This is a genomic window from Paraburkholderia fungorum (genome assembly GCF_046026025.1).
GTDB classification, from domain to species: domain Bacteria; phylum Pseudomonadota; class Gammaproteobacteria; order Burkholderiales; family Burkholderiaceae; genus Paraburkholderia; species Paraburkholderia fungorum_E.
Genome location: NZ_JAQQFL010000039.1, coordinates 34,931 through 56,528, shown reverse-complemented (window position 1 = coordinate 56,528; position 21,598 = coordinate 34,931). Strand labels below are relative to the sequence as shown.

Annotated in this window: 18 protein-coding genes; 11 read left to right on the top strand and 7 right to left on the bottom strand. The window is 63.3% G+C overall.

The window, feature by feature from the left end:
- Positions 1–88 precede the first annotated feature (88 nt).
- The 4 genes from PQR67_RS32055 (at position 89) to PQR67_RS32040 (ending at position 3,351) form a co-directional block, all read left to right on the top strand.
- Positions 89–631 (top strand): Lrp/AsnC family transcriptional regulator, encoded by a 543-nt coding sequence (locus PQR67_RS32055; RefSeq protein WP_408466820.1) that lies wholly within the window; start codon positions 89–91, stop codon positions 629–631.
- A gap of 132 nt (positions 632–763) precedes the next feature.
- Positions 764–1,276 carry a peptide-methionine (R)-S-oxide reductase MsrB gene (msrB, locus tag PQR67_RS32050; RefSeq protein ID WP_408466819.1) on the top strand — a complete coding sequence of 171 codons (513 nt, stop codon included), beginning with the start codon at positions 764–766 and terminating at the stop codon, positions 1,274–1,276.
- A 19-nt stretch (positions 1,277–1,295) separates the two neighbouring features.
- Positions 1,296–2,039, top strand: a complete 744-nt coding sequence (gene msrA / locus PQR67_RS32045) for a peptide-methionine (S)-S-oxide reductase MsrA (RefSeq protein ID WP_408466818.1) — start codon at positions 1,296–1,298, stop codon at positions 2,037–2,039.
- A 415-nt stretch (positions 2,040–2,454) separates the two neighbouring features.
- On the top strand, positions 2,455–3,351 hold the full coding sequence (locus PQR67_RS32040) for a MipA/OmpV family protein (protein WP_408466817.1): 897 nt from the start codon (positions 2,455–2,457) through the stop codon (positions 3,349–3,351).
- Positions 3,352–3,462: 111 nt separating this feature from the next.
- Here the strand turns inward: PQR67_RS32040 and PQR67_RS32035 are convergent, their stop codons facing one another.
- Both PQR67_RS32035 and PQR67_RS32030 read right to left on the bottom strand, forming a co-directional pair.
- Positions 3,463–4,344 (bottom strand): alpha/beta fold hydrolase, encoded by an 882-nt coding sequence (locus PQR67_RS32035; protein ID WP_408466816.1) that lies wholly within the window; start codon positions 4,342–4,344, stop codon positions 3,463–3,465.
- A gap of 32 nt (positions 4,345–4,376) precedes the next feature.
- Positions 4,377–5,564, bottom strand: coding sequence for an MFS transporter (locus tag PQR67_RS32030; RefSeq protein WP_408466815.1), 1,188 nt, complete (start codon positions 5,562–5,564; stop codon positions 4,377–4,379).
- Positions 5,565–5,716: 152 nt separating this feature from the next.
- Here PQR67_RS32030 and PQR67_RS32025 point away from each other — a divergent pair, with 152 nt between their 5' ends.
- Both PQR67_RS32025 and PQR67_RS32020 read left to right on the top strand, forming a co-directional pair.
- Complete coding sequence (locus PQR67_RS32025; RefSeq protein ID WP_408466814.1) at positions 5,717–6,607, top strand: LysR family transcriptional regulator; 891 nt, start codon at positions 5,717–5,719, stop codon at positions 6,605–6,607.
- Between the two features lie 163 nt (positions 6,608–6,770).
- Positions 6,771–7,589, top strand: coding sequence for a helix-turn-helix transcriptional regulator (locus PQR67_RS32020; RefSeq protein WP_408466813.1), 819 nt, complete (start codon positions 6,771–6,773; stop codon positions 7,587–7,589).
- A gap of 126 nt (positions 7,590–7,715) precedes the next feature.
- Here PQR67_RS32020 and PQR67_RS32015 read toward each other — a convergent pair whose 3' ends face one another.
- Positions 7,716–8,657: a LysR family transcriptional regulator gene (locus PQR67_RS32015; protein ID WP_408466812.1), complete on the bottom strand. Its 942-nt coding sequence runs from the start codon at positions 8,655–8,657 to the stop codon at positions 7,716–7,718.
- A 234-nt stretch (positions 8,658–8,891) separates the two neighbouring features.
- Between PQR67_RS32015 and PQR67_RS32010 the strand changes: the two genes are divergently transcribed.
- The 3 genes from PQR67_RS32010 (at position 8,892) to PQR67_RS32000 (ending at position 12,002) form a co-directional block, all read left to right on the top strand.
- Positions 8,892–10,091, top strand: a complete 1,200-nt coding sequence (locus PQR67_RS32010) for an amino acid aminotransferase (RefSeq protein ID WP_408466811.1) — start codon at positions 8,892–8,894, stop codon at positions 10,089–10,091.
- Between the two features lie 59 nt (positions 10,092–10,150).
- Positions 10,151–10,942 carry a class II aldolase/adducin family protein gene (locus tag PQR67_RS32005; RefSeq protein WP_408466810.1) on the top strand — a complete coding sequence of 264 codons (792 nt, stop codon included), beginning with the start codon at positions 10,151–10,153 and terminating at the stop codon, positions 10,940–10,942.
- Positions 10,943–11,018: 76 nt separating this feature from the next.
- Positions 11,019–12,002, top strand: a complete 984-nt coding sequence (locus PQR67_RS32000; protein WP_408466809.1) for a 2-dehydropantoate 2-reductase — start codon at positions 11,019–11,021, stop codon at positions 12,000–12,002.
- A 100-nt stretch (positions 12,003–12,102) separates the two neighbouring features.
- Here the strand turns inward: PQR67_RS32000 and PQR67_RS31995 are convergent, their stop codons facing one another.
- The 4 genes from PQR67_RS31995 to PQR67_RS31980 all read right to left on the bottom strand — a co-directional run bounded on the left by PQR67_RS31995 (position 12,103) and on the right by PQR67_RS31980 (position 17,566).
- Positions 12,103–12,294, bottom strand: a complete 192-nt coding sequence (locus PQR67_RS31995) for a hypothetical protein (RefSeq protein WP_408466808.1) — start codon at positions 12,292–12,294, stop codon at positions 12,103–12,105.
- Positions 12,295–12,313: 19 nt separating this feature from the next.
- Positions 12,314–14,032, bottom strand: coding sequence for an FAD-dependent oxidoreductase (locus PQR67_RS31990; protein WP_408466807.1), 1,719 nt, complete (start codon positions 14,030–14,032; stop codon positions 12,314–12,316).
- A 162-nt stretch (positions 14,033–14,194) separates the two neighbouring features.
- Positions 14,195–16,147, bottom strand: coding sequence for an AI-2E family transporter (locus tag PQR67_RS31985; RefSeq protein ID WP_408466806.1), 1,953 nt, complete (start codon positions 16,145–16,147; stop codon positions 14,195–14,197).
- Positions 16,148–16,285: 138 nt separating this feature from the next.
- Positions 16,286–17,566, bottom strand: a complete 1,281-nt coding sequence (locus PQR67_RS31980; protein ID WP_408466805.1) for a DUF445 domain-containing protein — start codon at positions 17,564–17,566, stop codon at positions 16,286–16,288.
- 193 nt (positions 17,567–17,759) lie between these two features.
- Between PQR67_RS31980 and PQR67_RS31975 the strand changes: the two genes are divergently transcribed.
- Positions 17,760–18,902 (top strand): metallophosphoesterase family protein, encoded by a 1,143-nt coding sequence (locus PQR67_RS31975; protein ID WP_408466848.1) that lies wholly within the window; start codon positions 17,760–17,762, stop codon positions 18,900–18,902.
- Entirely contained in the window at positions 18,899–21,523 is a 2,625-nt protein-coding gene (locus PQR67_RS31970; protein ID WP_408466804.1) for an AAA family ATPase, read from the top strand. Before PQR67_RS31975 ends, PQR67_RS31970 begins: the two co-directional genes overlap by 4 nt.
- Positions 21,524–21,598: the final 75 nt, after the last annotated feature.

The window sequence follows — 21,598 nt, the reverse complement described above, 5'->3', positions numbered from 1 at the left end:
AGAAATGAGCTTGCAAAGAAATTCTGTCCGGCATACTTTTGATAACATTCAATGGAAAATGACTTAAAAAAATTCCGGACCAAAACCAATGAACGCAATAAAAGTTCGTGGTACGCGGAGCAGGGCTGGTGCAGCGGCTGAGGTAACCCCAGCCGCGCAAGCCGACTCGCTTCACGCGCTCGATCGCATCGACCGGGCGATCCTGCGTCAACTGCAAACCGACGCGTCGATCTCGAACGTCGCGCTGGCGGCCAAAGTCAAATTGAGCGCGCCGGCCTGTCTGCGGCGCGTGGAGCGGCTGAAGGAATCCGGGCTGATTCGCGGCGTGGTTGCGTTGATCGACCCGAAAGCGGCCGGGGCGGGCATGCTGGTGATCATCGGCGTGGTGCTCGATCGATCCACGCCGGAGTCGTTTGCCGAGTTCGAAAAAGCGGCGCAGAAGGTGGCGGGGTGCATGGAATGTCACGTCGTCACCGGCGAGTTCGACTATTTCATGACCATCCGCACCCGCGACAGCGAAAGCTTCAATCGTCTGCATGCGGAACAGTTGCTCTATCTGCCGGGCGTCCGGCAAATCCGCTCCTTTATGGTGCTCAAGGAAATCCTGTCGACCACGAAATTTCCGCTGTAACCGCCGCCACGCAAAAAGACGCGCATGCTGTCATAAATCTCTCTCTGGGCCGACTAAATGTCAGGACCACTCGCGGGCGGCGCAATCAGCGCCCGAACGGGTGAACGGTGCGGACTTTCCGGGACGATCATCATGGCTTGCAGCAGACGGAGTTTCTTCAGGTTAATCGGTGCGGCGTCGCTCGCAGGCGGCACCGCGGCATGGCGCACGGCCGGTGCGGCGGAGTTGGGCGCGGCGGCGGCCTACGAGGTCGCGCATAGCGACGCGGAATGGCACAAACTGCTGACCGACGCGCAGTACCGCGTGCTGCGCGAAGCGGGCACCGAGCGGCCATTCAGCAGCCCGCTAAACGACGAGCACCGCGTCGGCACCTTTGCGTGCGCCGGTTGCGCACTGCCGCTGTTCTCGTCGAAGACGAAATTCGATAGCGGCACCGGTTGGCCGAGTTTCTGGCAACCGCTGGATCATGCTGTCGTCACGCACACCGACAAGTCGTTCGGCATGACGCGCGACGAAGTCGTGTGCCGGCGCTGCGGCGGCCATCTGGGTCACGTCTTCGACGATGGTCCCAAACCGACCGGTCTGCGCTATTGCATGAACGGCCTCGCTTTAACTTTCACGCCCGCCGCGCGCGGCACAAGCTGATCGAATCAGGACCAACATCATGAACATCGAGAAACGCATCATCGGCAAACCGGTCCGCTCGCGCAGAGCGGCCGTGGCGCTTTCGGTCGGGCTCGGCGCGCTGGCGCTGCTGCTGGCGCAGCGCGTGGCTTTCTCGTCGGAAGCGGGGGTTGTCATTGCGCCACCCGCGCTCGACGAACCGGTTTCCGCCACGAGCGCGCACGAAGAAACCGCCGTGTTCGCGGGCGGCTGCTTCTGGGGCGTCCAGGGCGTGTTCCAGCACGTGCGGGGCGTCACCAGGGCGCTCGCGGGTTATTCGGGCGGTCAGCGCGACACGGCGCAATACGAAACCGTCAGCGGTGGCGACACCGGTCATGCGGAATCCGTGCAGGTTACGTTCGACCCCACCAAGGTCACCTACGGGCAGTTGCTGCAGGTCTATTTCTCGGTGATTCAGGATCCGACCGAGTTGAACCGCCAGGGGCCGGACAGCGGCACGCAATACCGTTCGGCGGTGTTCCCGTTGAACGATATGCAGCGCCATGTCGCGCAAAGTTACATTGCCCAACTCGACAAGGCACACGCTTTCCCGGCCGCGATCGTGACGAAGACGGAGCCGTTCAAGGGCTTCTATCCGGCCGAGTCGTACCATCAGAACTACCTGACCTTGCATCCGAACTCGGCGTATATCGCCATCAACGACATGCCGAAGGTCGCCAACCTGAAGCGTCTGTTCCCGAATCTCTATCGCGACAAACCCGTGCTGGTCGAAGCGGCGCAATAGAGCCACACATGCCGTACTAGCGGGAATCTTCCCTTCCCGGCGCCGCATCGCGCGGCGCCGGGCGTTTTTTTGCGGCTGTATTCTGCCTGTCACTATCGCCACGGCATGCTTGTCAGCATCCGTCGGTCTGTCCTTACTTGTTCCGATCCGAGCCGGCTTTCCAGCGACCAGGCCCGCATTTTGCACAGGAGCGTGCGTCGGCAAACCTTTCGCACGGTTTTGTTCGTCCGGGTGCCCAGTTGATGGGGCAGCATCAGATTCGAACCATGCGTCTTGCCGGGCAATGCGTGTCGTTTGCTGAAAGAATTACATGCCGCGCGTAGCAACGCGGCGGTCGCACGGATGTTCTCCATTCTTTGTAGACTTCGGGCGAGAACCTAAACCCCTTCGCGATACGCGAGAACGGAGGCTTCTGGTGTTGATCAGCCATAGAAAGCGGACCGGCAGGATTCGCAATAAACAAACAAGCATCGTGGCAGCATCTCTGGTCGCCGTGACCCTTTGTGGCGTCGGCTTTTTGCCGGGCTCGGCTTTGGCACAAACCCCTTCGCCGCTAGGCGAATGGCAATATTCCGTGGGCATTCCGCTGCAGAAGATGTGGCAGCCGAATATTCCCGACTGGCAGGTGCGCGTCGGCGCAGCGACGTCGTTCCAGCCGCGTTACGAGGGCTCCGACCGGTATCACCTGATGGCGGGGCCGAGCGTCGACGTGCGCTACAAAGACCTGTTCTTCTTTTCGAGCGGCGAAGGCCTCGGGGTCAACTTTGCGCAAGGGCAGAACTGGCGCGCGAGTCTCGCCGCCGTCTACGATCTCGGGCGTCGCGCTCATGACGATCCGCAGGAGTTGAACGGGCTAGGCAACATCAATCCGGCACCGGGGCTCAAACTGTCCGGGGAATATGTCGTGTCGAAGGATTTCCCGCTCGTGCTGCGTGCCGACGTCCGGCGCTATTTCGGCGGCTCGAACGGCTGGATCGGCGATCTCGGCGCCTATATGCCGATGCCGGGCAGCACCAAGAAATTCTTCTGGTTCGCCGGGCCGAACGTGACCCTCGCGGACTCCAATTACATGAACGCCTGGTATGGGGTGAATCAGAACCAGGCGGCGCACTCGCAATACTCGGAGTATCACGCGAGTGCGGGTTTCAAGTCGGTGGGTTTCGGCATTAGCATGGTGTGGCTGTTCGACAAGCACTGGTTTGCCACTGCCGACGGCGCGTTCGAACAACTGGTCGGCAGTGCGGGCAATAGTCCGATCACGCATAGCAGGGCCACCGGGGTGGCCGATATCTCCATCAACTATCGCTTCTGATGCACGTGCGGGTCCGTGGGTTCTTTATCCGCGGGTAGCCGGTGTTTTTCGAGGCAGTCTGGTTACGGCGCGTTGCGCACTTAACCAGACCGCCGCCCACCAAAACGTGCGTTATCGTTTCGCCCGTCGCGCGTCCAGAAACTGATTCATCAGCGCCGCAACCTGATCGACGGCTTCATCCAGTACAAAGTGGCCGCCCTCGAGCATATGGACTTCGGCGCCAGGCACATTGGCACGATACGCGTGAGCGCCTTCCACTTCGAATGAGGGATCGTACTTCCCCCATATCACGAGCATGGGCGGCTGACGTTCGTCCAGATATCGCTGCCACAGCGGATACCGTTCGACGTTGGTTCGATAGTCGTAGAAGAGCTCAGTCTGAATATCGATTTGCCCGGGTCGCGATAGAAATGCAAACTCGTCCGTCCAGGTATCCGGGTCGTAACAATCGGGATTCGGGCTGCGTCCAACATGCCGCAAGCGGGTCGCCTCGAATGAAAGCAGATTGGCCCGCAGCGCCGCCTCATGCGTTGCGCGATCTTTCCAGAAGGCCTTGCGCGTTTGCCACAGCGGACCGAGGCCTGCCTCGTGCGCCACCGCGTTTTGCACCACCAGGGCTTCAATCCGCTCAGGGTTCGAAAGCGCGAGACGAAACCCTACCGGACCGCCATAGTCCTGCATGACCAGGGTATAGCGCTTCAGTCCCAATGCATCGGTGAAATGCAGCATCACGTCGGCAAGGTGATCGAACGTGTACGCGAAGGTGCCGGGCGAGGGCGCGCTGCTGTGGCCGAAACCCGGGTAGTCCGGTGCGATCAGCCGGTAGTTCTGCGCGAGCAGCGGCATCAGCGTCTCGTACATTCGCGACGACGACGGGAAGCCGTGCAGCAGCAGAATCACCGGTGCATCGCGTGGCCCTGCCTCGCGATAGAAAATGTCGAGACCGTCGATTTCGATGCTGCGATAGCGCATTGCGCTGCGAGTGGATGTCATGAACAGGCTCCTTCAGTGATTCGTAAGATCGATCATGCGCGATGTCCGCACGAACTGTCGCGCAGATGCAGCGCTGCTGCCGCAGCGAAAAAGCCCACCATGGCGATGCCCACACCCGGCCAGCCCCAATGTGCGAGCGCAGGGCCGGCAATGGTGGCGCCTGCCGCGCTGCCCACAAAAAAGAGCCCCGTATAGAGCCCGTTCACGCGGCCGCGCGATTCGGGCGCGAGCAGATTGATCGCGCGCCGGCCCAATGCCTGGTCGGCAATCACGCCACCGTCAATAAAGAACGCAGCCACGGCCAGCATGGCGATCGATATGGCGCGCGACACGCCCGAACTCAACGCCAGGATCGCCACCAGGGCGGCCGCGATGGCAACCGCGTGAGCGAGCATGGTGGCGGGTTTCGACCAGCCCCTGTCGCCGGCGCGGCCCGCCAGCGGCGCAATGAACACGCTGCCGCCGCCGGCCAGCGCGAACAGCGCGACCGAGGTGCTGTTCAGATCGAGCGGCGCGCGCGTCAGGACAATCGCAACACTGCTCCAGAACGCGTTGAAACCGGCCATGAGCAGGCCCTGATACAAAGCCCGGCGGCGCAGTACGGGTTCATGCGCGAGCAAACGCGCCATCGACGTCAATAACGCGGCATAGGGCGGGGCGTGGAGCGGGCGCACATCCGGCAAACGCGGCACCACGGCGAGCGTGACAGCCGCGAGCAGCAGGGCATCGGCTGCATAGAATGCGCGCCAGCCAAAGGCGCCGCCGATCACGCTGGCCAGCGGCCTCGACAGGAGGATGCCGAGCATCAAGCCGCTCATGACGTTGCCGACCACTTTGCCGCGTGACGCCGGCGGCGCAAGCGATGCCGCCGCGGGCACCAGCATCTGCACGACGCTCGATGTCACGCCGACGGCGAACGATGCAGCCAGGAACACCGGCGCCAGCGGCGCGACGGCGGCCAGTACGAGACAGGCAATCTGCGCGAATAACGTGGCGGCAATCAAGGGCCGATTGGGCAGGCGGTCGATCAGCGGCACGAGTCCGACCAGGCCGACCGCATAGCCGAGCAACGTCAACGCGGTGACGAGCGTGGTCCATGCGCCGAGATGCAGCGAGGCGTTGAGCGGGCCGATCAGGGTTTGCGATGCATAGAGAGGCAGCACGGCGACCGCGACCATCGCGGCGAAGCGCACGGTCGGAATGCTGTGTGCTGGCGCCAAAGTGGCTCGGGCTGCGGTCTGGCACTGCATTGTGGGAGAGTCCATGGTCGGGCGAACCGTTAAGTGAAGACGAATCGATGCTACTCTCACGTTGAACAAATACAATTCGCACTGAATTTGATACATCCTCACGAAAAACGGGAGAATCGGCGATGGATGCCTTGCGTGATCTGGAAGCCCTCGTGGCGATTGTCGAGGAGGGCAGCCTGACGAGCGCCGCGCGGCGGCTTGGCCGCTCGTTGCAAGCCGTCAGCCGGTCGCTGCAAGTGCTGGAGCGGGCCCACGGAACGACGCTGATCGTGCGCACCACGCGTACTTCGCAACCGAGCGCCGCCGGCATGCGCTTTTACGAGCGGGTCAAAGGCGCGCTGACCGAACTCGAACTGGCGCGCACCGAACTTGCCGAGGAAGCGCACCGGCTCACGGGCCGATTGCTGATCAATGCGCCGTCGCTGTTCGGGCCGCAGTTCATCGCACCGCTCGCCGCGGAGTTTTTGCAGCGTCATCCGCAACTGGAGTTGTCGCTCGATCTGAACGACGCGTATCGCGACCCGACGGAAACCGGCGCGGATGTGACGATCCGCATTGGCGAAACACCTGATTCAAGGCTGGTGGCGCGGCGCATCGGCACGCTTCGGCGGGTGGTGTTCGCAGCGCCTGGCTATCTTGCCGAACACGGCAGGCCGTCGCATCCGCGGGATCTGACGCGACACGATTGCGTGGTTCGAACCGGTGTGCCGTATCCTGGGCGGTGGGTGTTTGCATCGCCCGAGGGCAACGAAATTGCGGTGAACGTGGCCGGTCGCTTTGACAGCAATCAGGTGGCCGCGGTGAACGCGGGTGTGCTGGGCGGCATGGGGATTGGGATCGCCGCCTTCTGGCAGATTCAGGAATGGGTCGAGGCAGGACGGGTCGAGGTTTTGCTGCCGGATTTTCAGCTCACGCCTTTGCCGCTGCATGCGATGTGGGCAAAAATGCGGCGCTTGCCGCAGAGAACGCGGCTGTTGGTCGATTTTCTGGCGGTTAAATTGGGGACGCTGTAGTTTCTTTGGTCTGCAGTCGGGTTTGTGTTTGGTTTGTGGTGCGTTTGCTGACTCTGGCGGCACCAGCGGACTCCGCCATCAGAGCCGTCTCGCGTGAGGCACGATGCACCGTTGTGCTACGCTTGCCGGACTGAAACCCAAGCTTGGCGAGTTCGCCTTTATCATGCGTTCCTGGCGCGTTTCCACACCGCCCCGCAGCGGGCACATCAACACGTCGCGTGTGACCGACCTCGTTATGTCGATTTCGCATGCCGACCCGGACGCGCTCGCTGCAAGCATTCTGAAAACTGTTGGCGACGCGCTGCCCGTTTCGCAGTGCACGGTTTTCGCCTATGAATTCGACGCCAGGCCGCGCACCGTTTCCGCCGCCGACCACCGCGGCGGCCGCTTTCTGCGCAATGTCGCCGACCACTACGCGACGCACTTCTATGCCCTCGACGGCAACCGCGCCATCATCGGCCGCCCGCAAGCGAAACAGTCGCATGAGGCATTAGTGCTGCACCAGCAGCAAAGCGAAGAAATCGAGAACGAAGCTTACCGCGCCGCCTGCTACGCGCAGCCCAATGTGTCCGACCGCTTATCGTTGCTCCTGCAACCAATGGAAAGCGTCTGGCTGTCGATCAATCTGTATCGTGACCGCGCCTACGGCATGTTTGAACCGGGTGAACTGGAGCATGTGGAAAGCGTGGCGCATCTGTTCGCGCATGCTGCGAAAAGCCATTACGCGCTCAATGGACAGCATCAGCAAGGTACGGCAGCCACGATGCTGGCACGCGTGAGACGGGCCTGCCCGGCCCTGACGCCGCGCGAGATCGATGTGCTGCGCGGCACGCTCGAAGGTGCAAATGCCGCCGAGATCGCCGAGCAAATGGGCATCAAGGCCACGAGCGTGATTACGTATCAGAAGCGCGCTTATGCCCGGCTGGGTATTTCCGGCCAGCGCCAGTTGTTCGCGCTTTGTCTGCTGCCTGAACGGAACTGAGCGGTCCTGAGCGATCCAGGCCGGTTCCGGCCCGGCGCGCCGAGGTTGTGAGCACAACCCGGTTGCGCCGTCGTTGATTGACCGCCGCAGAACTGGTGAAACGCAATCGCACCCGCGCCAACAACGTTATGCGCGCTTCGCCCGCGCCTCGGCTTGCGTCTCACGATCCCAGCGTTTCAGCCACGGCACGATGAATTCCGCGAAACCGTCCGCCGACGGTGACAGCGCACGTTCGGTCGAGCGATACACGCATACCTCGCGGATGGTTTCCGGATCGACGATGCGTTTCATCACCAGCCCGAAAGTTCGCGCGAGCGGCGCGACATAAGCGGGGGCGAGCGTGACGGCGAGCCCCTGTGAGGCCAGGCCGAACGCGGTGGTGACATTGTCCACCACGTCCACGGGAATGATGCGCGCCTCCACCGGCAGATTGGCCAGCATCTGTTCGACCGCGCGCTCGTGATCGCGGCCGGTGGCGACAATCGGCACGTCGCGCAAATGCTGCCATTGCACCCGGCGCCGCGCATTCAACGGATGCGTTGGCGCGCACCACATGACCCATGGGCTCGCGAAGGCCGGATCGCAACGCACCCGCGTGCCGCTCTGGCGGTCCGGGCCGATCGCGAGGTCAACGTCGCCGCTTTCCACGCGCTCCACCAGTTGTTCGACCACGGTATCGCAAATGCGCACGACCACTTTCGGTTTGTCGCGCCCATACTCGGCGATGGCCACGGGCAGCGCGGTCGCCGCGAGCACGAGCGGTGCGCCGACTCGCACGATGCCGGCCGCGCGATTGCGGATGTCGTCGGCGGACTGGGCGGCGGCGCGCACATGGCGTAACACGGATTCGGCCGACGACAGAAAATCCTGCCCTGCGCTCGACAGATTGACGCGCCGCGTCGTACGGTCGAACAGACGAAAGCCCAGTTCCGTTTCCAGTTCGGCCAGCAACTGGCTGACCGCCGACGAGGTCAAGCCGAGCCGTTCCGCCGCCGCGCCGATGCTGTGCAAATCGACGATGGCGAGAAACGCTTCGAACTGACGGATGGTGACGCGTGTGAGTGGCATCAGGCGATTCTAAAGAAAAACTTACTAATCGTGAAAAATCGATTGATTGTCGGTGGCGAGTCCTTGGCCGACACTTGCCCTGGTCGACGCGAGGGGGGAAACCCGCTTAGACTTTCGTCTTGCCCACGCGATTGAGGCCAGGCGCCAGGCTGCAACAGCCCACATCCAGGGCGCATCCAGGATATACGCAGGCCGCAAATCAGCCACACGCGGGGCTCCACTCAAGGAATTGCCATGTTCGACCACATTCCCGCCTATCCCGGCGACCCGATTCTGAGCCTGAACGAGGATTTTCAACTCGATCCGCGGCCCAACAAGGTCAACCTGAGCATCGGCATCTATTTCGACGACGCCGGCAAGCTGCCGGTGATGGACGCTGTACGGCGCGCCGAAACCGCGTTGCTCGGCGCGATCGGCCCGCGCTCCTATCTGCCGATGGCCGGTCTGCCGCAATACCGCGACGCAGCACAGGCGCTGGTGTTCGGCGCGAATCACGAGGCGCGTGCGGCGGGCCGCATCGCGACCTTGCAGACCCTCGGCGGATCAGGCGCGCTGAAGGTCGGCGCGGATTTTCTGAAGCGCTATTTCCCGGCCTCGCAAATATGGATCAGCGACCCGAGCTGGGAAAATCATCGCGTGGTGTTCGAAAGCGCGGGCCTCACGGTCAACGCCTATCCGTATTACGACGAACATACCGGTGGCCTGCGTTTTGCCGACATGATCGACACGATTGGCCGCTTGCCGGAGCAGAGCATCGTGCTGCTGCACGCGTGCTGCCATAACCCGACCGGTGTCGACCTGAGCCCGGCGCAATGGGCGGAACTGGTGCCCGTATTGCAGCGCCGCAAGCTGATTGCGTTTGTCGACATGGCGTATCAAGGTTTCGGCTCGAGCCTCGAAGAGGACGCCGCCTGCGTGCGTCTGCTCGCCGATGCGGGCGTGCCGCTGATCGCCGCCAATTCGTTCTCGAAGAATTTCTCGCTGTACGGCGAGCGCTGCGGTGCATTGAGCGTGGTATGCAAGAGCAAGGATGAGGCGGCTCGCGTACTCGGTCAATTGATGTCCGCGGTGCGCGCCAATTACAGCAATCCGCCGACGCATGGCGCACGCCTCGTCGCCAATGTCTTGTCGGATGCAACTTTGCGTGCTTCGTGGGAAGCGGAACTCGCCACCATGCGCGAACGGATTCTCGCCATGCGCGGCACGATTCACGACGGCCTCGCCGGCCGCGTCGATGAAGTCATGCGCGCGCGTTATGTCGCGCAGCGCGGCATGTTCACCTACACGGGCCTGAGCGAAGCCCAGGTCGAGCGTTTGCGCAACGAATACGCCGTGTATGTGCTGCGCTCGGGGCGCATGTGCGTCGCCGGATTGAATGCGCGCAACGCCGGCTATGTGGCGTCGTCGATCGCGGCGGTGGTGGCGGGCGCATAACGGCTGCTACTTGCGACGAACGAGCGTTCGAACCGATCAACGATAAAACGGAGACCCTGATGTCGACTCTTGAAGTACAACCGGCGAGCCCATCGAAGTCCGGCACGATGCATCCCGACGAATGGCAGGCGCGCGTGCAACTGGCGGCGTGCTATCGCATCTTCGATATGCTCGGCTGGACCGAGATGATCTACAACCACATCACGTTGCGTGTGCCGCCGAGCGTCAGCGGCGGCGAGCGCCAGTTCCTGATCAATCCGTTCGGTCTGCACTATAGCGAAGTGACGGCGAGCAACCTCGTGAAGATCGACGCGCAAGGACGCGTGCTCGACAACTCGCCGTATCCGGTGAATCCCGCGGGTTTTGTCGTGCACGCGGCGATTCACGAAGGCCTGGCCGATGCGCACTGCGTGATGCACACGCACACTACGGCTGGCGTCGCGGTGGCCTGCCTTGAAAACGGTCTGGAGCAAACCAACTTCTATAGCGCACAGTTGCACGACCGTATCGCGTATCACGACTTCGAAGGCATTACGGTGCATGCGGAAGAAGGGCCGCGTCTGCTCGCGCATATCGGTAACAAACAGGCGGTGATCCTGCGCAATCATGGCCTGCTTGCATGGGGTAACACGTTGCCGCAGACTTTCGCTATTCTGTGGACGCTCAACCGCGCATGCGAAATCCAGATGGCGACGTTCTCGATGGGCCGCGCGCGGCCGGTACCGGAAGAGGTGGCGATCCGCTGCTCGCGCGATTCGCTGCAGTTCGATCCGCGTCACGGTGCGGGACAAGATGTGTTCGACGCGCTGGTGCGGCGCGTGGATCGCATCGACGCGAGCTATAAGGAATAACGCCAAGATCAACGCGACGATTGGCGCGAAGATTGAAGCGAAGCTTGACCCTGGGATTAAAGCAAGGATTGAAGCAATGAAAGTAGGAATCTACGGTGCAGGCGCGATCGGCGGCTGGATAGGCGTGAAACTCGCGCAGGCCGGCCACGACGTGAGCGTGGTGGCGCGCGGTGCGACGCTCGGCGCGTTGCAGCAACACGGCTTGCGTCTGATCGAAGGCGGCGTGACGCACACGGTGCGGGTGACGGCGAGCGAACAGCCGGCCGATCTCGGTGCGCAGGATCTCGTCGTGGTGGCGGTTAAAGGTCCGGCGATGGCGTCGGTGGCCGCGCATATCGCGCCGCTGATGAACGCGCAGACGACCGTGCTGACCGCGATGAACGGCGTGCCCTGGTGGTTCTGCGGCGGACTTGGCCGCGATTTCGCCGGCAAGCGCTTGCAGTCGATCGATCCTGACGGCGCGATCGCCGCCGCGATTCCGACCGCGCAAACGGTGGGCTGCGTGGTGCATGCCAGTTGTCTGATCGATTCGCCGGGCGTCATCAGGCATCATCAGGGCAATGGGCTGATTATCGGCGAGGCGTCGGGGCAACCGAGCGAACGCGTCAAAGCGCTCACTGCCACGCTCAGCGCAGCAGGCTTCAATGCGTCGATGTCGGAGCAGATTCAGCGCGACGTCTGGTACAAGCTGTGGGGCAATATGACGATGAATCCGATCAGCGCCTTCACCGGCGCGACCACCGACCGGATTCTCAGCGACGAACTGGTGCGCAACTTCGTCACCAGCATCATGCTGGAGGCGAAAGCGATCGGCGCACGCTTCGGCATTCCAATTGAGCAGGCGCCGGCGGATCGCCACGAGGTCACGCTCAAACTCGGCGCGATGAAAACCTCGATGCTGCAGGACGTACAGGCGGGCAAAGCGGTTGAACTGGATGCGCTGGTAGCCGCGGTGCGTGAACTGGGGCAACTGACCGATGTGCCGACGCCGTACACGGACGCGCTGCTCGGACTCGCGCGCCTGCATGCGAGCACGTTGGGGTTGTATCCGCGTCAGTGAATGTGGCAAGGCAAAAACCGCCCTCTGTTGTCAACGGGGCGGTTTTTTTCGTCTGATGGTTTGTGTTGGGCGGCGTTCCAGCCGCTGTATTCCAGCCGGGTTACGCGGTCACCGCCGAAACCGGCGGCAGTTTCGCCGCCTCGATCAACGACAAGGCCCGCTGCATGTCGCCGATCTCCGTCATGGATAGCAGCGCAAGGCGCGCCAGATACAAGGCGGCTTGCGTTTCGCCTTCAGCGGTAAGTGTCGTGCAGAGCGTGGTGTAGACGAGGTCGAGTTCGCTATCGGTCATGCTGGGGATTCCTCTTGAGTCATTTCGTCAGACTGGCCGTCACGGCGCTTTGCACGTTCGCCGCACTCCCGTTGCGCCAGCGGGCGAGTACATGACCGTCCGGCCTGATCAGATAAACGGTGCCCGGCGTCGCGTCGAGCATCTCGTGCAAGCGTCCCGCCGGATCGGCCACGTGCGGGCTGGCGGCGCGCGGCGCGTCGTCCATGACCAGCGTGACCGCTTTGAATGGAATGCCGTGTGCGCCGAGCGCGTGGTGCAATTGCTGCCACGCTTCGTCTTGCGCCGCCTCCACGCCGAAGCGAAGTGCGGTGAAGCACGGCCCAAGCAGATCGGTAAGATGGATATCGACCGCGGCGCCGTCACATAGCCGTTGCAGTCTGCACTCCGGCAACACGGTGCCTGGCGCCGGCCCCTTGCTGAACGCGCCCGACGCAGCGGCCGCGACCTGATTGAGCGGGGACTGGGTGTAGGCAATGGCATGCGTCTGCCGCGGATTGATCAACGGCCGCACAGCCGGATGACGCCCGGCAAGTCCCAGTACGGCCTTGCGCATCAGGTCGAACGCGAACGAGGGCGGCGCCATGAATTCCGTGCTTTTCATCCCATAGCTCAGGTTTTCCCGTGCCGCGAAAACGCGCTCGTCGCTATAGCTGTCGAGCAGACGCGCCGACGCGATGCCATTGACCACGCAAGCGAGTTTCCAGCCGAGATTGTCCGCGTCGTCGATACCGGAGTTCGCGCCGCGCACGCCGAAAATCGGCACGAGATGCGCGGCGTCGCCCGCGAACAGTACCGAGCCGTGGCGATAGCGTTCGAGCGTCAAGGCGTTGGCCTTGTAGACCGTAATCCAGATCGGCGACCATTCGCCGGTTTCGCCCATCGAGTCGAGCACGCTCTGCACGCGTGGCATCACGTTTTCAGGCTTGACGGCGGCCTCGGGGTCTTCGTCGTCGCGAAGCTGGTAGTCGATACGCCAGACGTTGTCGGGCTGCTTGTGCACCAGCACCGTCGAGCCAGGATTGGAGGGCGGATCGAAATAGGCGAGCCGTTCGGTGGCGCGCGTGCTCTTCAGTTCGATATCGACGATCACGTACCGACCTTCGTAGGTCGTTCCCGTGAGCTTGAGGCCGAGCGCCTCGCGAATCGTGCTGCGGCCGCCGTCGCATGCGACGACCCAATCCGCGCGCATTTTCCATGCGGTGTCGCCGGTGCTCAGGTCTAGCGTTGCACCCGTAGCGCCGTTGCCGGTGTGGTGGTCGAGGCCGGTCACGCGCGTTTGCCAGCGGATGTCGATCAGATCGGCGTGCTGTTCCACCTCGTCGAGCAGCAATTGCTCGATCTGATATTGCGCGATGTTGATCATCGGCGGGAGCGATTGCTCGTCGTCCTGATGCATGGTGAAGCGGAACACTTCGGTATCGCGGTAGAAGCTGCGGCCGCCTGTCCATGGCAGGCCTTTTTGCAGGAAACCGTGCACGGCGCCGAGGCGTTTGAAAATCTCCAGGCTGCGCCGTGAAATGCAGATCGCGCGGCTGCCGGTGCACACGCCGTCGTCGGCTTCGATCAGCACGGAGCGCACGCCCTGCCGCGCCAACGCAAGCGCCAGCGTCATGCCGACGGGCCCGCCTCCCACGATCGCCACCGCGCGCCGCACGGCGTCGCATCCGTCAACCAGCGGCGGCACCCCACCCGCATAGTGACGAGGCGTGAAGGGATAGGGTTTGAAGCTGTGGCTCATGCATGTCTCCTCTGGATCTTCGATGCCAATGGATTGCCCGCCACGGCGCTGAATGCGCTCTAAAGGCGGTGCGAATCGATTGGTGAAGTATGGAGGAGGGGTGGCGCGCGGCTGTCCTCATTTTGGGTACATGGCGCAGGCGTAGCGACTGCGCGGACTACTTCAATCCGCGCCAGCCGCATGCGAAGGCTGGCGCGAGTACAGCACGCTCGCCGCCACCTGACATTCCTCGATCATCGCGCGGAACGTCGGCGCCGCATGCGAAGCGCCGGTCGCGCCCATCTCAGGGCCGCCTTCGGGCGCGCCGCCGACACCGACCACCAGGGTTGCCCGCGGCCGCCATTCCCGCGTACGCCGCAGCATATTGCGCAGATACGGCGGCGACTCCGGCGCGTCGAGCGAGATGATGCAGATGATCGGCGCGTCCTTGAAGCTCGGTTCGTTGGCATGCGCGCTGCGATAACCCGAGTGCGTGGCCATCATCGGCGTGAGTCCCTGGCGCCCGAGCAACTGCACGGCGATGGCGGCGGTGACCTCGTCGAATGCACCGCGTCCAGGCACGCACAACACCGACGTCTTCTCGCTTTCAGGGCGCAACGCCGGGCGGCCTGGATGGTGGCTGTCGTGCCGGTCCGAAAGATCCGCCGACGCCGAGGCCAGTATCGCTCCGGCCGAGTCGGGCAGTTCCGGGCGCAACAGGCGATCCGGCAGGCCGTCGGCGATTTCCAGGTTTTCGACGATGTCGACCAGCGCGTCGTTGATCCGCGCCAGTTGCTCAGGCATCAACACGCCGCGCATTGCATCGTTGCGCGCGAGTTTGAGGCCTTCCAGCGCGACGTTGTCGTAGTAATCGATCAGCGACATCTCGCGCAGCAGGCGCTCCGCTTGCACGATGGCTTCATGCGGATCGTCCGCCAGAAGCCGCTGATAGAAGTTCTGCGCGGGCGTCAGTGCGGGCTGGTCGCCGAGCAGCACCGTGAGGAAGTTCAGACGGTCAGCGTAGCGCCCGAGCGTGACGACGCATAGCGTGAGCGGCGTGGACAGCACGAGGCCAATCGGCCCCCACAGCCAGCTCCAGAAAATCGCCGCCACCACCACCGCCAGCGGCGACAGGCCCGAGCGATGGCCGTACAGCAGCGGCTCGGCGATCTGCCCGGCCACCACATCGACGACGATGAAAAGGATCAACGTGTAGACCGCCATGGTCCATTGAGGCTGGATGGCGGCGGCGAGAAACACCGCAAGAATCGCGGCGATCCAGATGCCGATGTAGGGCACGAAGCGCAGCAAGGCGGCAATCACGCCGAACAGCAGCGCACCCGGCACGCCGATAATCGCCAGGCCGATCGCGATGATCCCGCCCGCGCTGAGGTTCACGCCCAGTTGCGCGACGAAATAGCGGCTCAGCCGTCCGGCGGCGTCGTTGATCGCGGTGGTCGTGCGGTGCAGATCGCGCGAACCGAACAGGCTGATCAAACGGTCACGCAGATCTTCGCGTTGCAACAGGATGAAGATCGTTACCACCAGCACGATGAAGGTCGTTTCGATCGGTGCGATTGCCGGTGACAGTGCGCGTTGCGCGAGTTGCATCGGCGTGGGGGATGGCTCGTGCACTTCGACGGGCGTCGGCACAGGCGGCGCGTTGCGCGCCGCGCGTCCAGTCAGGCGCGGCGGGCTCGGCTTGGATGGCGCGACGCGTTGCAGCGTGGCGGCGGCGCGGCTCATCAGCGAATCGGCCCGGCCGACGGTTTTCTCCTGCACCGTCTCGATCTTTTGCTCGATCGCCGCCTGATACTGCGGCAGATCGCCCGCCAGTTGCACCAGTTGCGCACCGATCAGGCCACCCACGGCCAGCAAGGTGGCGAGGGCGAACAGCACGGCGATAAAGATCGACGGCAACTGGCCCATGTGAAAACGCCGCAACGCCTGCACCAGCGGGGCGAGCAGAAAGCTGAGCAGCACCGAGAGCGTGATCGGGATCAGCACCGCGCGGCCGAAGTACAACGCGCACACCACAACTACGCCGGTGATCACCGATGCCAGGCCATGCAGACTGGGTGTGCCCGGCGGGTATACGCGGTTTGGCCGCCCAGGCGGCGGTAACGATATTTTCATGAACACACTTCTCGATGTGGTGGCGCTGTCGCTTTGATCAGAGGCATGCGCGCAAGGGAATGGCGCCCGCCAGGTAAAGCGCCTGAGCAATTCATATGCCCGGATTGTAGGCGCTTTGGCGTGCGGCGGTCGTATCCCTCAGCCCATGTGCAAACGCAGCAGCTCGAATAATCGCGAACTCGCGTAGAGCAGCAAGCCGATAAAACCGCCCACGATCGTTCCGTTGATGCGGATGTACTGCAAATCCTTGCCGATGTTCAACTCGACTTGCCGTGACATTTCGCGCGAATCCCAGTTCTTCACTGTATCGCTGATGTGGCGCGTGAGGAACTGGGCGAAATCCGGCGCCATGCCGCGCGCTGCTTCTTCCATGTGGTCGTTGAGCGACTGGCGCAGCGCCGGGTCATGCGCCAGTTCGTGGCCCACCCATTGGCCCATCGCCATCACCCGCGAGTGCAGGGCTGAATCGCTGCTTTGCAGATCGCGCTTGAGCCAGGCGCGCAATTCGCCCCACATATCTTTCACATAGGTGCTCAGCGCTTCGCCTTCCACCAGATAGCGCTTCAGGTCTTCGCCTTTTTGCAGGAACGCCGGATCGCTCTTGAGTTTGACGATCAGCTTTTGCGCGGCCTCGTCGAATTTCTGGCGCAACTGGTGCGTGGGGTTCTCGCTGATCTGCTCGAGCATCCGGTTCACCACATTGGCGATCGTTTCGGCGCCTTTCTCGCCGAGCCACGCCGAGGGCAGGATCATCTCCATCTTCGGATACTCGTTCTTCACCCACTCGACGATGCGCTCCGCGATAAACTCGCGCGCCTGCGGTTCGCTCAGCAGCGCCACGACCTGTTCGATGCCGGCGTCGAGCAGTTCCTGATGACGGCCGTCCTTGGTGAGCGTGTCGAGAATCGAGCCCATGGATTGCGACAGGTCGATTTTGGCCAGCACATCGCGCAATGCGTCCTTGATGAAGACCTGGATGCGAACGTCGTCGGTCAGTTCGAGAATGCCGGCCGTCAGCTTGACCACATAGTCGCCCAGACGCGCGCTGTTGGCCGGCTTCGTCAGCCAGCCGGTGATGCTTTGCGCCGGGTCGTGTTTCTGGATCAGCCCGACTAGCGACGGCACGTCGAGAAACTTGTCCTGCACGAACACCGCGAGGTTGTCGGCGATCTTGTGCTTGTTCCTCGGAATGATCGCCGTATGCGCGGAGACGATCGGGATCGGCACGCGGCGAAACAGCGCGACCACCGCGAACCAGTCGGCGAGCGCGCCAACCATGGCGGCTTCGGCCACCGCCTTGATGCCGTCCACCCAGACGCCGCGCGGCATGAAAGCGGTCACGACGAAAACGCAGGCGGCCGCCAGCAGCAATAGCAGCGGGGTGCGCTTCGCCTTCTTGAGTTCGGTCTCTTTGTTCATCGGCGGCGGGGCAGGGGTTCGATTCGATTGGAATGTCGCGGTGCGATTGACGCGATCGTCCGGAACCGCGAGTGTAGCGCCGCTGTTCCCGCTGCGTGGCAACGGCTTGGGACTTTCTTTGACTCGCCGGCGCGGTAACATGAGCGCCGAACGACGATTGAGCGACGATGCAATTGAACAGAATGGAGGCACAGTGATCAGGTTTCTGCACACCGCGGACTGGCAGATAGGCACGCAGTTCGGCCAATTCGAGCCGGACGAAGCCGTACACCTCGCGCAGGCGCGCTTCGAAACCGTGCACCGGATCGCCGAGGAAGCCACGGCGCGCAAGGTCGACGCCGTGCTGGTCGCGGGTGACGTATTCGATCTGCAAACCGTCTCGGACACGGTGATCCGCCGTCTGTTCGGTGCGCTGCAAGCGTTTTCCGGGCCGTGGATCATGCTGCCCGGCAATCACGACGCCGCGCTGGTCGAGAGCGTGTGGACCCGTGCGCGGCGCCTGAACTGCATTGCACCGAACGTGCGGGTGGTGCTCGAAGCCGGCGTGGTGACGCTCGACGCCTGCCAATGCGCATTGCTTTGCGCGCCGCTCACGCAGCGCATCACCTACGACGACACCACGGGCTTCTTCGACACAACTGAGACACCCGCAGGCTATCACCGCATCGGACTCGCGCACGGCAGCGTGAGCGGGATCTTGCAGGAGGGCATCGATTCGTCGAATCCGATTGCAGCGACACGTGCCGCGAGTGCGCGTCTGGACTATCTTGCGCTTGGCGACTGGCATGGTCATTTGCGCGTCGACGAGCGCACCTGGTATGCCGGCACGCACGAGCAGGACCGGTTCCGCGCCAACGATCCGGGCTTCATGCTCGACGTCACGCTAACCGGGCCGGGCGCCGTGCCGCAAGTCGAAGCGGTGCGGGTGGGCAAATATCAGTGGCATCGCTGGGACGAGACGATCTCGGTGCCGACCGACGTGGATTCGCTCAAAACACGCCTTGGCGCGTTAGGCAGTCACGACGTGCTGCGAGTCACCGTAAGCGGCACGGCCGCCTTGGCCGAGGCCGAAGCGCTTCACGTCGCGGTGGAGGAGACGCGTGCGCGGGTGCGTGCACTCCGCGTCGATCTGAGTGGTCTGCAGGTGCTGCCCACAGCGGACGATCTCGCCGAACTCGGCGCGCAGAGCGGTTACCTCGCGAAGGTGGTGGCGCGTTTGCGCAGCTTGCAGGAAGACCCGCAGTCCGACCCGCAACAGATCAAGCGAGCGGCGGAGGCGTTATTGCTGCTCGCGCGTTTTCAACGTGAACTGCCGCGCGAAGCGAGGTCCGCATGAAGCTGGAAAGTATTGCGATTCAGGAATTCAAGCAGTTCGCCGGCCGGCTCGTGATCGACGATCTGCAGCCCGGGCTCAATCTATTCACCGGTCCGAACGAGGCGGGCAAGAGCACGATTGCCGAAGCCGTGCGAGCGGTGTTCCTCGAACGCTATAAGGCTTCGCATCTGAAAGACCTGCTGCCGTGGGGTAAGGCGAGCGGGCAGCCGTCGGTTGAAGTGACGTTCGAGATGGACGGCACGGCGTGCCGGCTTTCAAAGCAGTTCGTCACACGCCAGCGCTGTGAGCTGAAGATCGGCCAGGCGGTGTTCGGTGAAGACGAAGCCGAGGACAAGCTCGCCGCGTTGCTCGGTTTTTCCCGTGCCGCGCGCGGGCCACTCAAGGCGGAAAACGCCGGCGTGCCTGGGTTGTTATGGGTGCAGCAAGGCGGCACGCAGGAGGTGCGCGATTCCACCGGGCACGCGGCACAGTATCTGCGCGACGCACTTTCGCAACTCTCGGGCAGCAGCGAATCCGCCGGCGAAGATGCGCTGATCGCGGCTGTGCAGCGCGAGCTTCGGCAACTGCTTACGGCGCGTACGCAGAAGTCCACCGGGCCGTTGGCCGAGGCTGAACAGGCGTTGGCGGCGCTGATTGGCGAACGGGACGAACTGGAGCAGCAGCGCCAACAGTTCGACGAGAACATCGGGCGGCTTGCCACGCAGCAGGAAGCCTTTGAGGACGCGCAACGCAAGCGCCCTTGGGAGCTTCACGAGCAGAAAGCCGTGCAGGCGCAACAGCGTGCCGATGCCGCGTCGGAACTCGAGCGCAGTCTTCAGGGGCTGGTGCAGTCACTGAAATTGAGCGATGCGGAACTGGCGCTGTCGGTCCAGCAGGAACAGGCCGCAACAGAACTGGAGGCGGCCGTGGCACGCGAGCGGCAGCAACTCGACGCCGCGCGAGCCAACGTGTCGACGGTACAGAACGAGCATGCGCAGGCTCAGGCGAGCGTCGCGCAATTCGAACAGGCGTATGCCGACGCCAGCCGCGCGCACGAACTGGCAAGCGCCGCGGTGACCGCGGGCGATTTGCGCAGTCAGATCGCTCTGCATCGCACCGAGAGTGAGCGGCTTGAAGCGGCTATTGCAGCCGCGAGCAAGGCAAACGAGGCGGTGTTGGAGGCGACGCGCGCAGCAGCGGCGGTCGAAATCGACGCGGCGCAATTGACGCGGCTCCAATCGCTCGATGCGGAATTGATTGTGCTGCGCGCGCGTACTGAAGCGGCGATGACGCGGATCGAATACCGGTTGAATGGCGCGATTACCGTCGGCGACGCGAAAGTGAGCGGCGAGGGTGTGCTGCGGCTCGACGAGGAGATGCTGATCGGTCTGGGTGAACTCGGCGAACTGCGCGTGATCCCGGGCATGTCCGATCTGCCGGCGCAGTTGTCTGAGTTGGCGTCGCTGGAGGCCCGGCATACACAATTGTTGCAGGCGCTGAGCGTGGCATCGCTGGGCGAAGCCGAGGCCAGGCACGAGCAGTGGAAGACGCTGGTCGCGCAGCAGAAAAGCCAGGCGAAGATTCTCGAGGTGCATGCGCCGCAGGGTATCGACGCGCTGCGGGCTGCGTTGGCTTCGGCCGCTGCACGGCTGCAGACCTCGAATGAGCGGCTGGCGGTCTTGCCGGATGTGTCGGCGGCGCCCCCGCTCGACGAGGCTCGCCGCGATGCCGGCAGCGCGCGTGATGCGCTGGAAGCCGCGAGAAAAGTGCTGACGCAGGCGGCGGAAAGCAGGTCCACTGCTACGGCGACAACCGAGTCGCTCGCGGCTCAGTTGCAGCGAAAGGAAGCCCAACTGGGCGACGAAGCGTTTTGCCGCAGCCGTGCGCAGTGGCAGACGAAAATCGTCGAGCAGCGTGTGCAGGTCGAGGCGCTGAAGAAACAGCTCGAAGGACGTGAACGTGAACTGGAGGCGGCCCGTCTCGACGATCCGGCCGCTGAAGCGAAACGCTATCGGGCGTCGGCGGAGCTTGCGCGCAACGAGCAGCACGAACGGCAACTGCGGATCACGCAATTGCGCAGTCAGTTGGAAACGGTGGGCGCGTCCGGGCTTGGAGAGCGTCTCGCTACCGTGAAGGCGTCAGTCGAGCAGGCCACGCGCCGCAAGGACGAATTGAGCTTGAGGGCAAGTGCGTTGAGTCTGCTCGACGAGGTGCTGGTCGACGAACGCGACGCGGCGGTGGCACAACTGCGCGCGCCGTTGACCGAACGGCTTGGGCACTACCTGAAGCGGATTTTCCCGCAGTCGACGGTTGCACTCGGCGACGATCTGAGTCCCGCGACGCTGGATCGTTATGGCCGGGCCGATACGCTCGATGCGCTGAGCTTCGGCACGCGCGAGCAGCTTGGAATCCTGACGCGGCTCGCGTATGCGGATCTGTTGAAGGCGTCGGGCCGCCCGACCTTGCTGATGCTCGACGATGCGGCCGTGCATACCGATGCCACGCGACGGGATGCGATCAAGCGCGCGCTGATCGACGCGGCTACGCGGCACCAGATTCTGGTGTTCACGTGTCACCCGGAGCTTTGGGACGATCTCGGGGTGAGGCAACGGGCGATTGATGATTTGAGAGTGGCGGCTTAGGGCGCTTAGGGCGCTAAACGCAGCGCGTGTTGCGGAACCCGGCCGCGGCATCGAAGACGGTATGAGCGAGCAAAC

Excerpts from the sequence above, each read along its gene's own strand:
- PQR67_RS31990 (WP_408466807.1), bottom strand. The coding sequence starts at position 14,032 with ATGAGCCACAGCTTCAAACCCTATCCCTTCACGCCTCGTCACTATGCG.
- PQR67_RS31980 (WP_408466805.1), bottom strand. The coding sequence starts at position 17,566 with ATGAACAAAGAGACCGAACTCAAGAAGGCGAAGCGCACCCCGCTGCTA.
- PQR67_RS31970 (WP_408466804.1), top strand. The coding sequence starts at position 18,899 with ATGAAGCTGGAAAGTATTGCGATTCAGGAATTCAAGCAGTTCGCCGGC.
- msrA (WP_408466818.1), top strand. The coding sequence starts at position 1,296 with ATGAACATCGAGAAACGCATCATCGGCAAACCGGTCCGCTCGCGCAGA.
- PQR67_RS32000 (WP_408466809.1), top strand. The coding sequence starts at position 11,019 with ATGAAAGTAGGAATCTACGGTGCAGGCGCGATCGGCGGCTGGATAGGC.
- msrB (WP_408466819.1), top strand. The coding sequence starts at position 764 with ATGGCTTGCAGCAGACGGAGTTTCTTCAGGTTAATCGGTGCGGCGTCG.
- PQR67_RS31995 (WP_408466808.1), bottom strand. The coding sequence starts at position 12,294 with ATGACCGATAGCGAACTCGACCTCGTCTACACCACGCTCTGCACGACA.
- PQR67_RS32025 (WP_408466814.1), top strand. The coding sequence starts at position 5,717 with ATGGATGCCTTGCGTGATCTGGAAGCCCTCGTGGCGATTGTCGAGGAG.
- PQR67_RS32015 (WP_408466812.1), bottom strand. The coding sequence starts at position 8,657 with ATGCCACTCACACGCGTCACCATCCGTCAGTTCGAAGCGTTTCTCGCC.
- PQR67_RS32020 (WP_408466813.1), top strand. The coding sequence starts at position 6,771 with ATGCGTTCCTGGCGCGTTTCCACACCGCCCCGCAGCGGGCACATCAAC.
- PQR67_RS32010 (WP_408466811.1), top strand. The coding sequence starts at position 8,892 with ATGTTCGACCACATTCCCGCCTATCCCGGCGACCCGATTCTGAGCCTG.
- PQR67_RS32035 (WP_408466816.1), bottom strand. The coding sequence starts at position 4,344 with ATGACATCCACTCGCAGCGCAATGCGCTATCGCAGCATCGAAATCGAC.
- PQR67_RS32005 (WP_408466810.1), top strand. The coding sequence starts at position 10,151 with ATGTCGACTCTTGAAGTACAACCGGCGAGCCCATCGAAGTCCGGCACG.
- PQR67_RS32055 (WP_408466820.1), top strand. The coding sequence starts at position 89 with ATGAACGCAATAAAAGTTCGTGGTACGCGGAGCAGGGCTGGTGCAGCG.
- PQR67_RS31985 (WP_408466806.1), bottom strand. The coding sequence starts at position 16,147 with ATGAAAATATCGTTACCGCCGCCTGGGCGGCCAAACCGCGTATACCCG.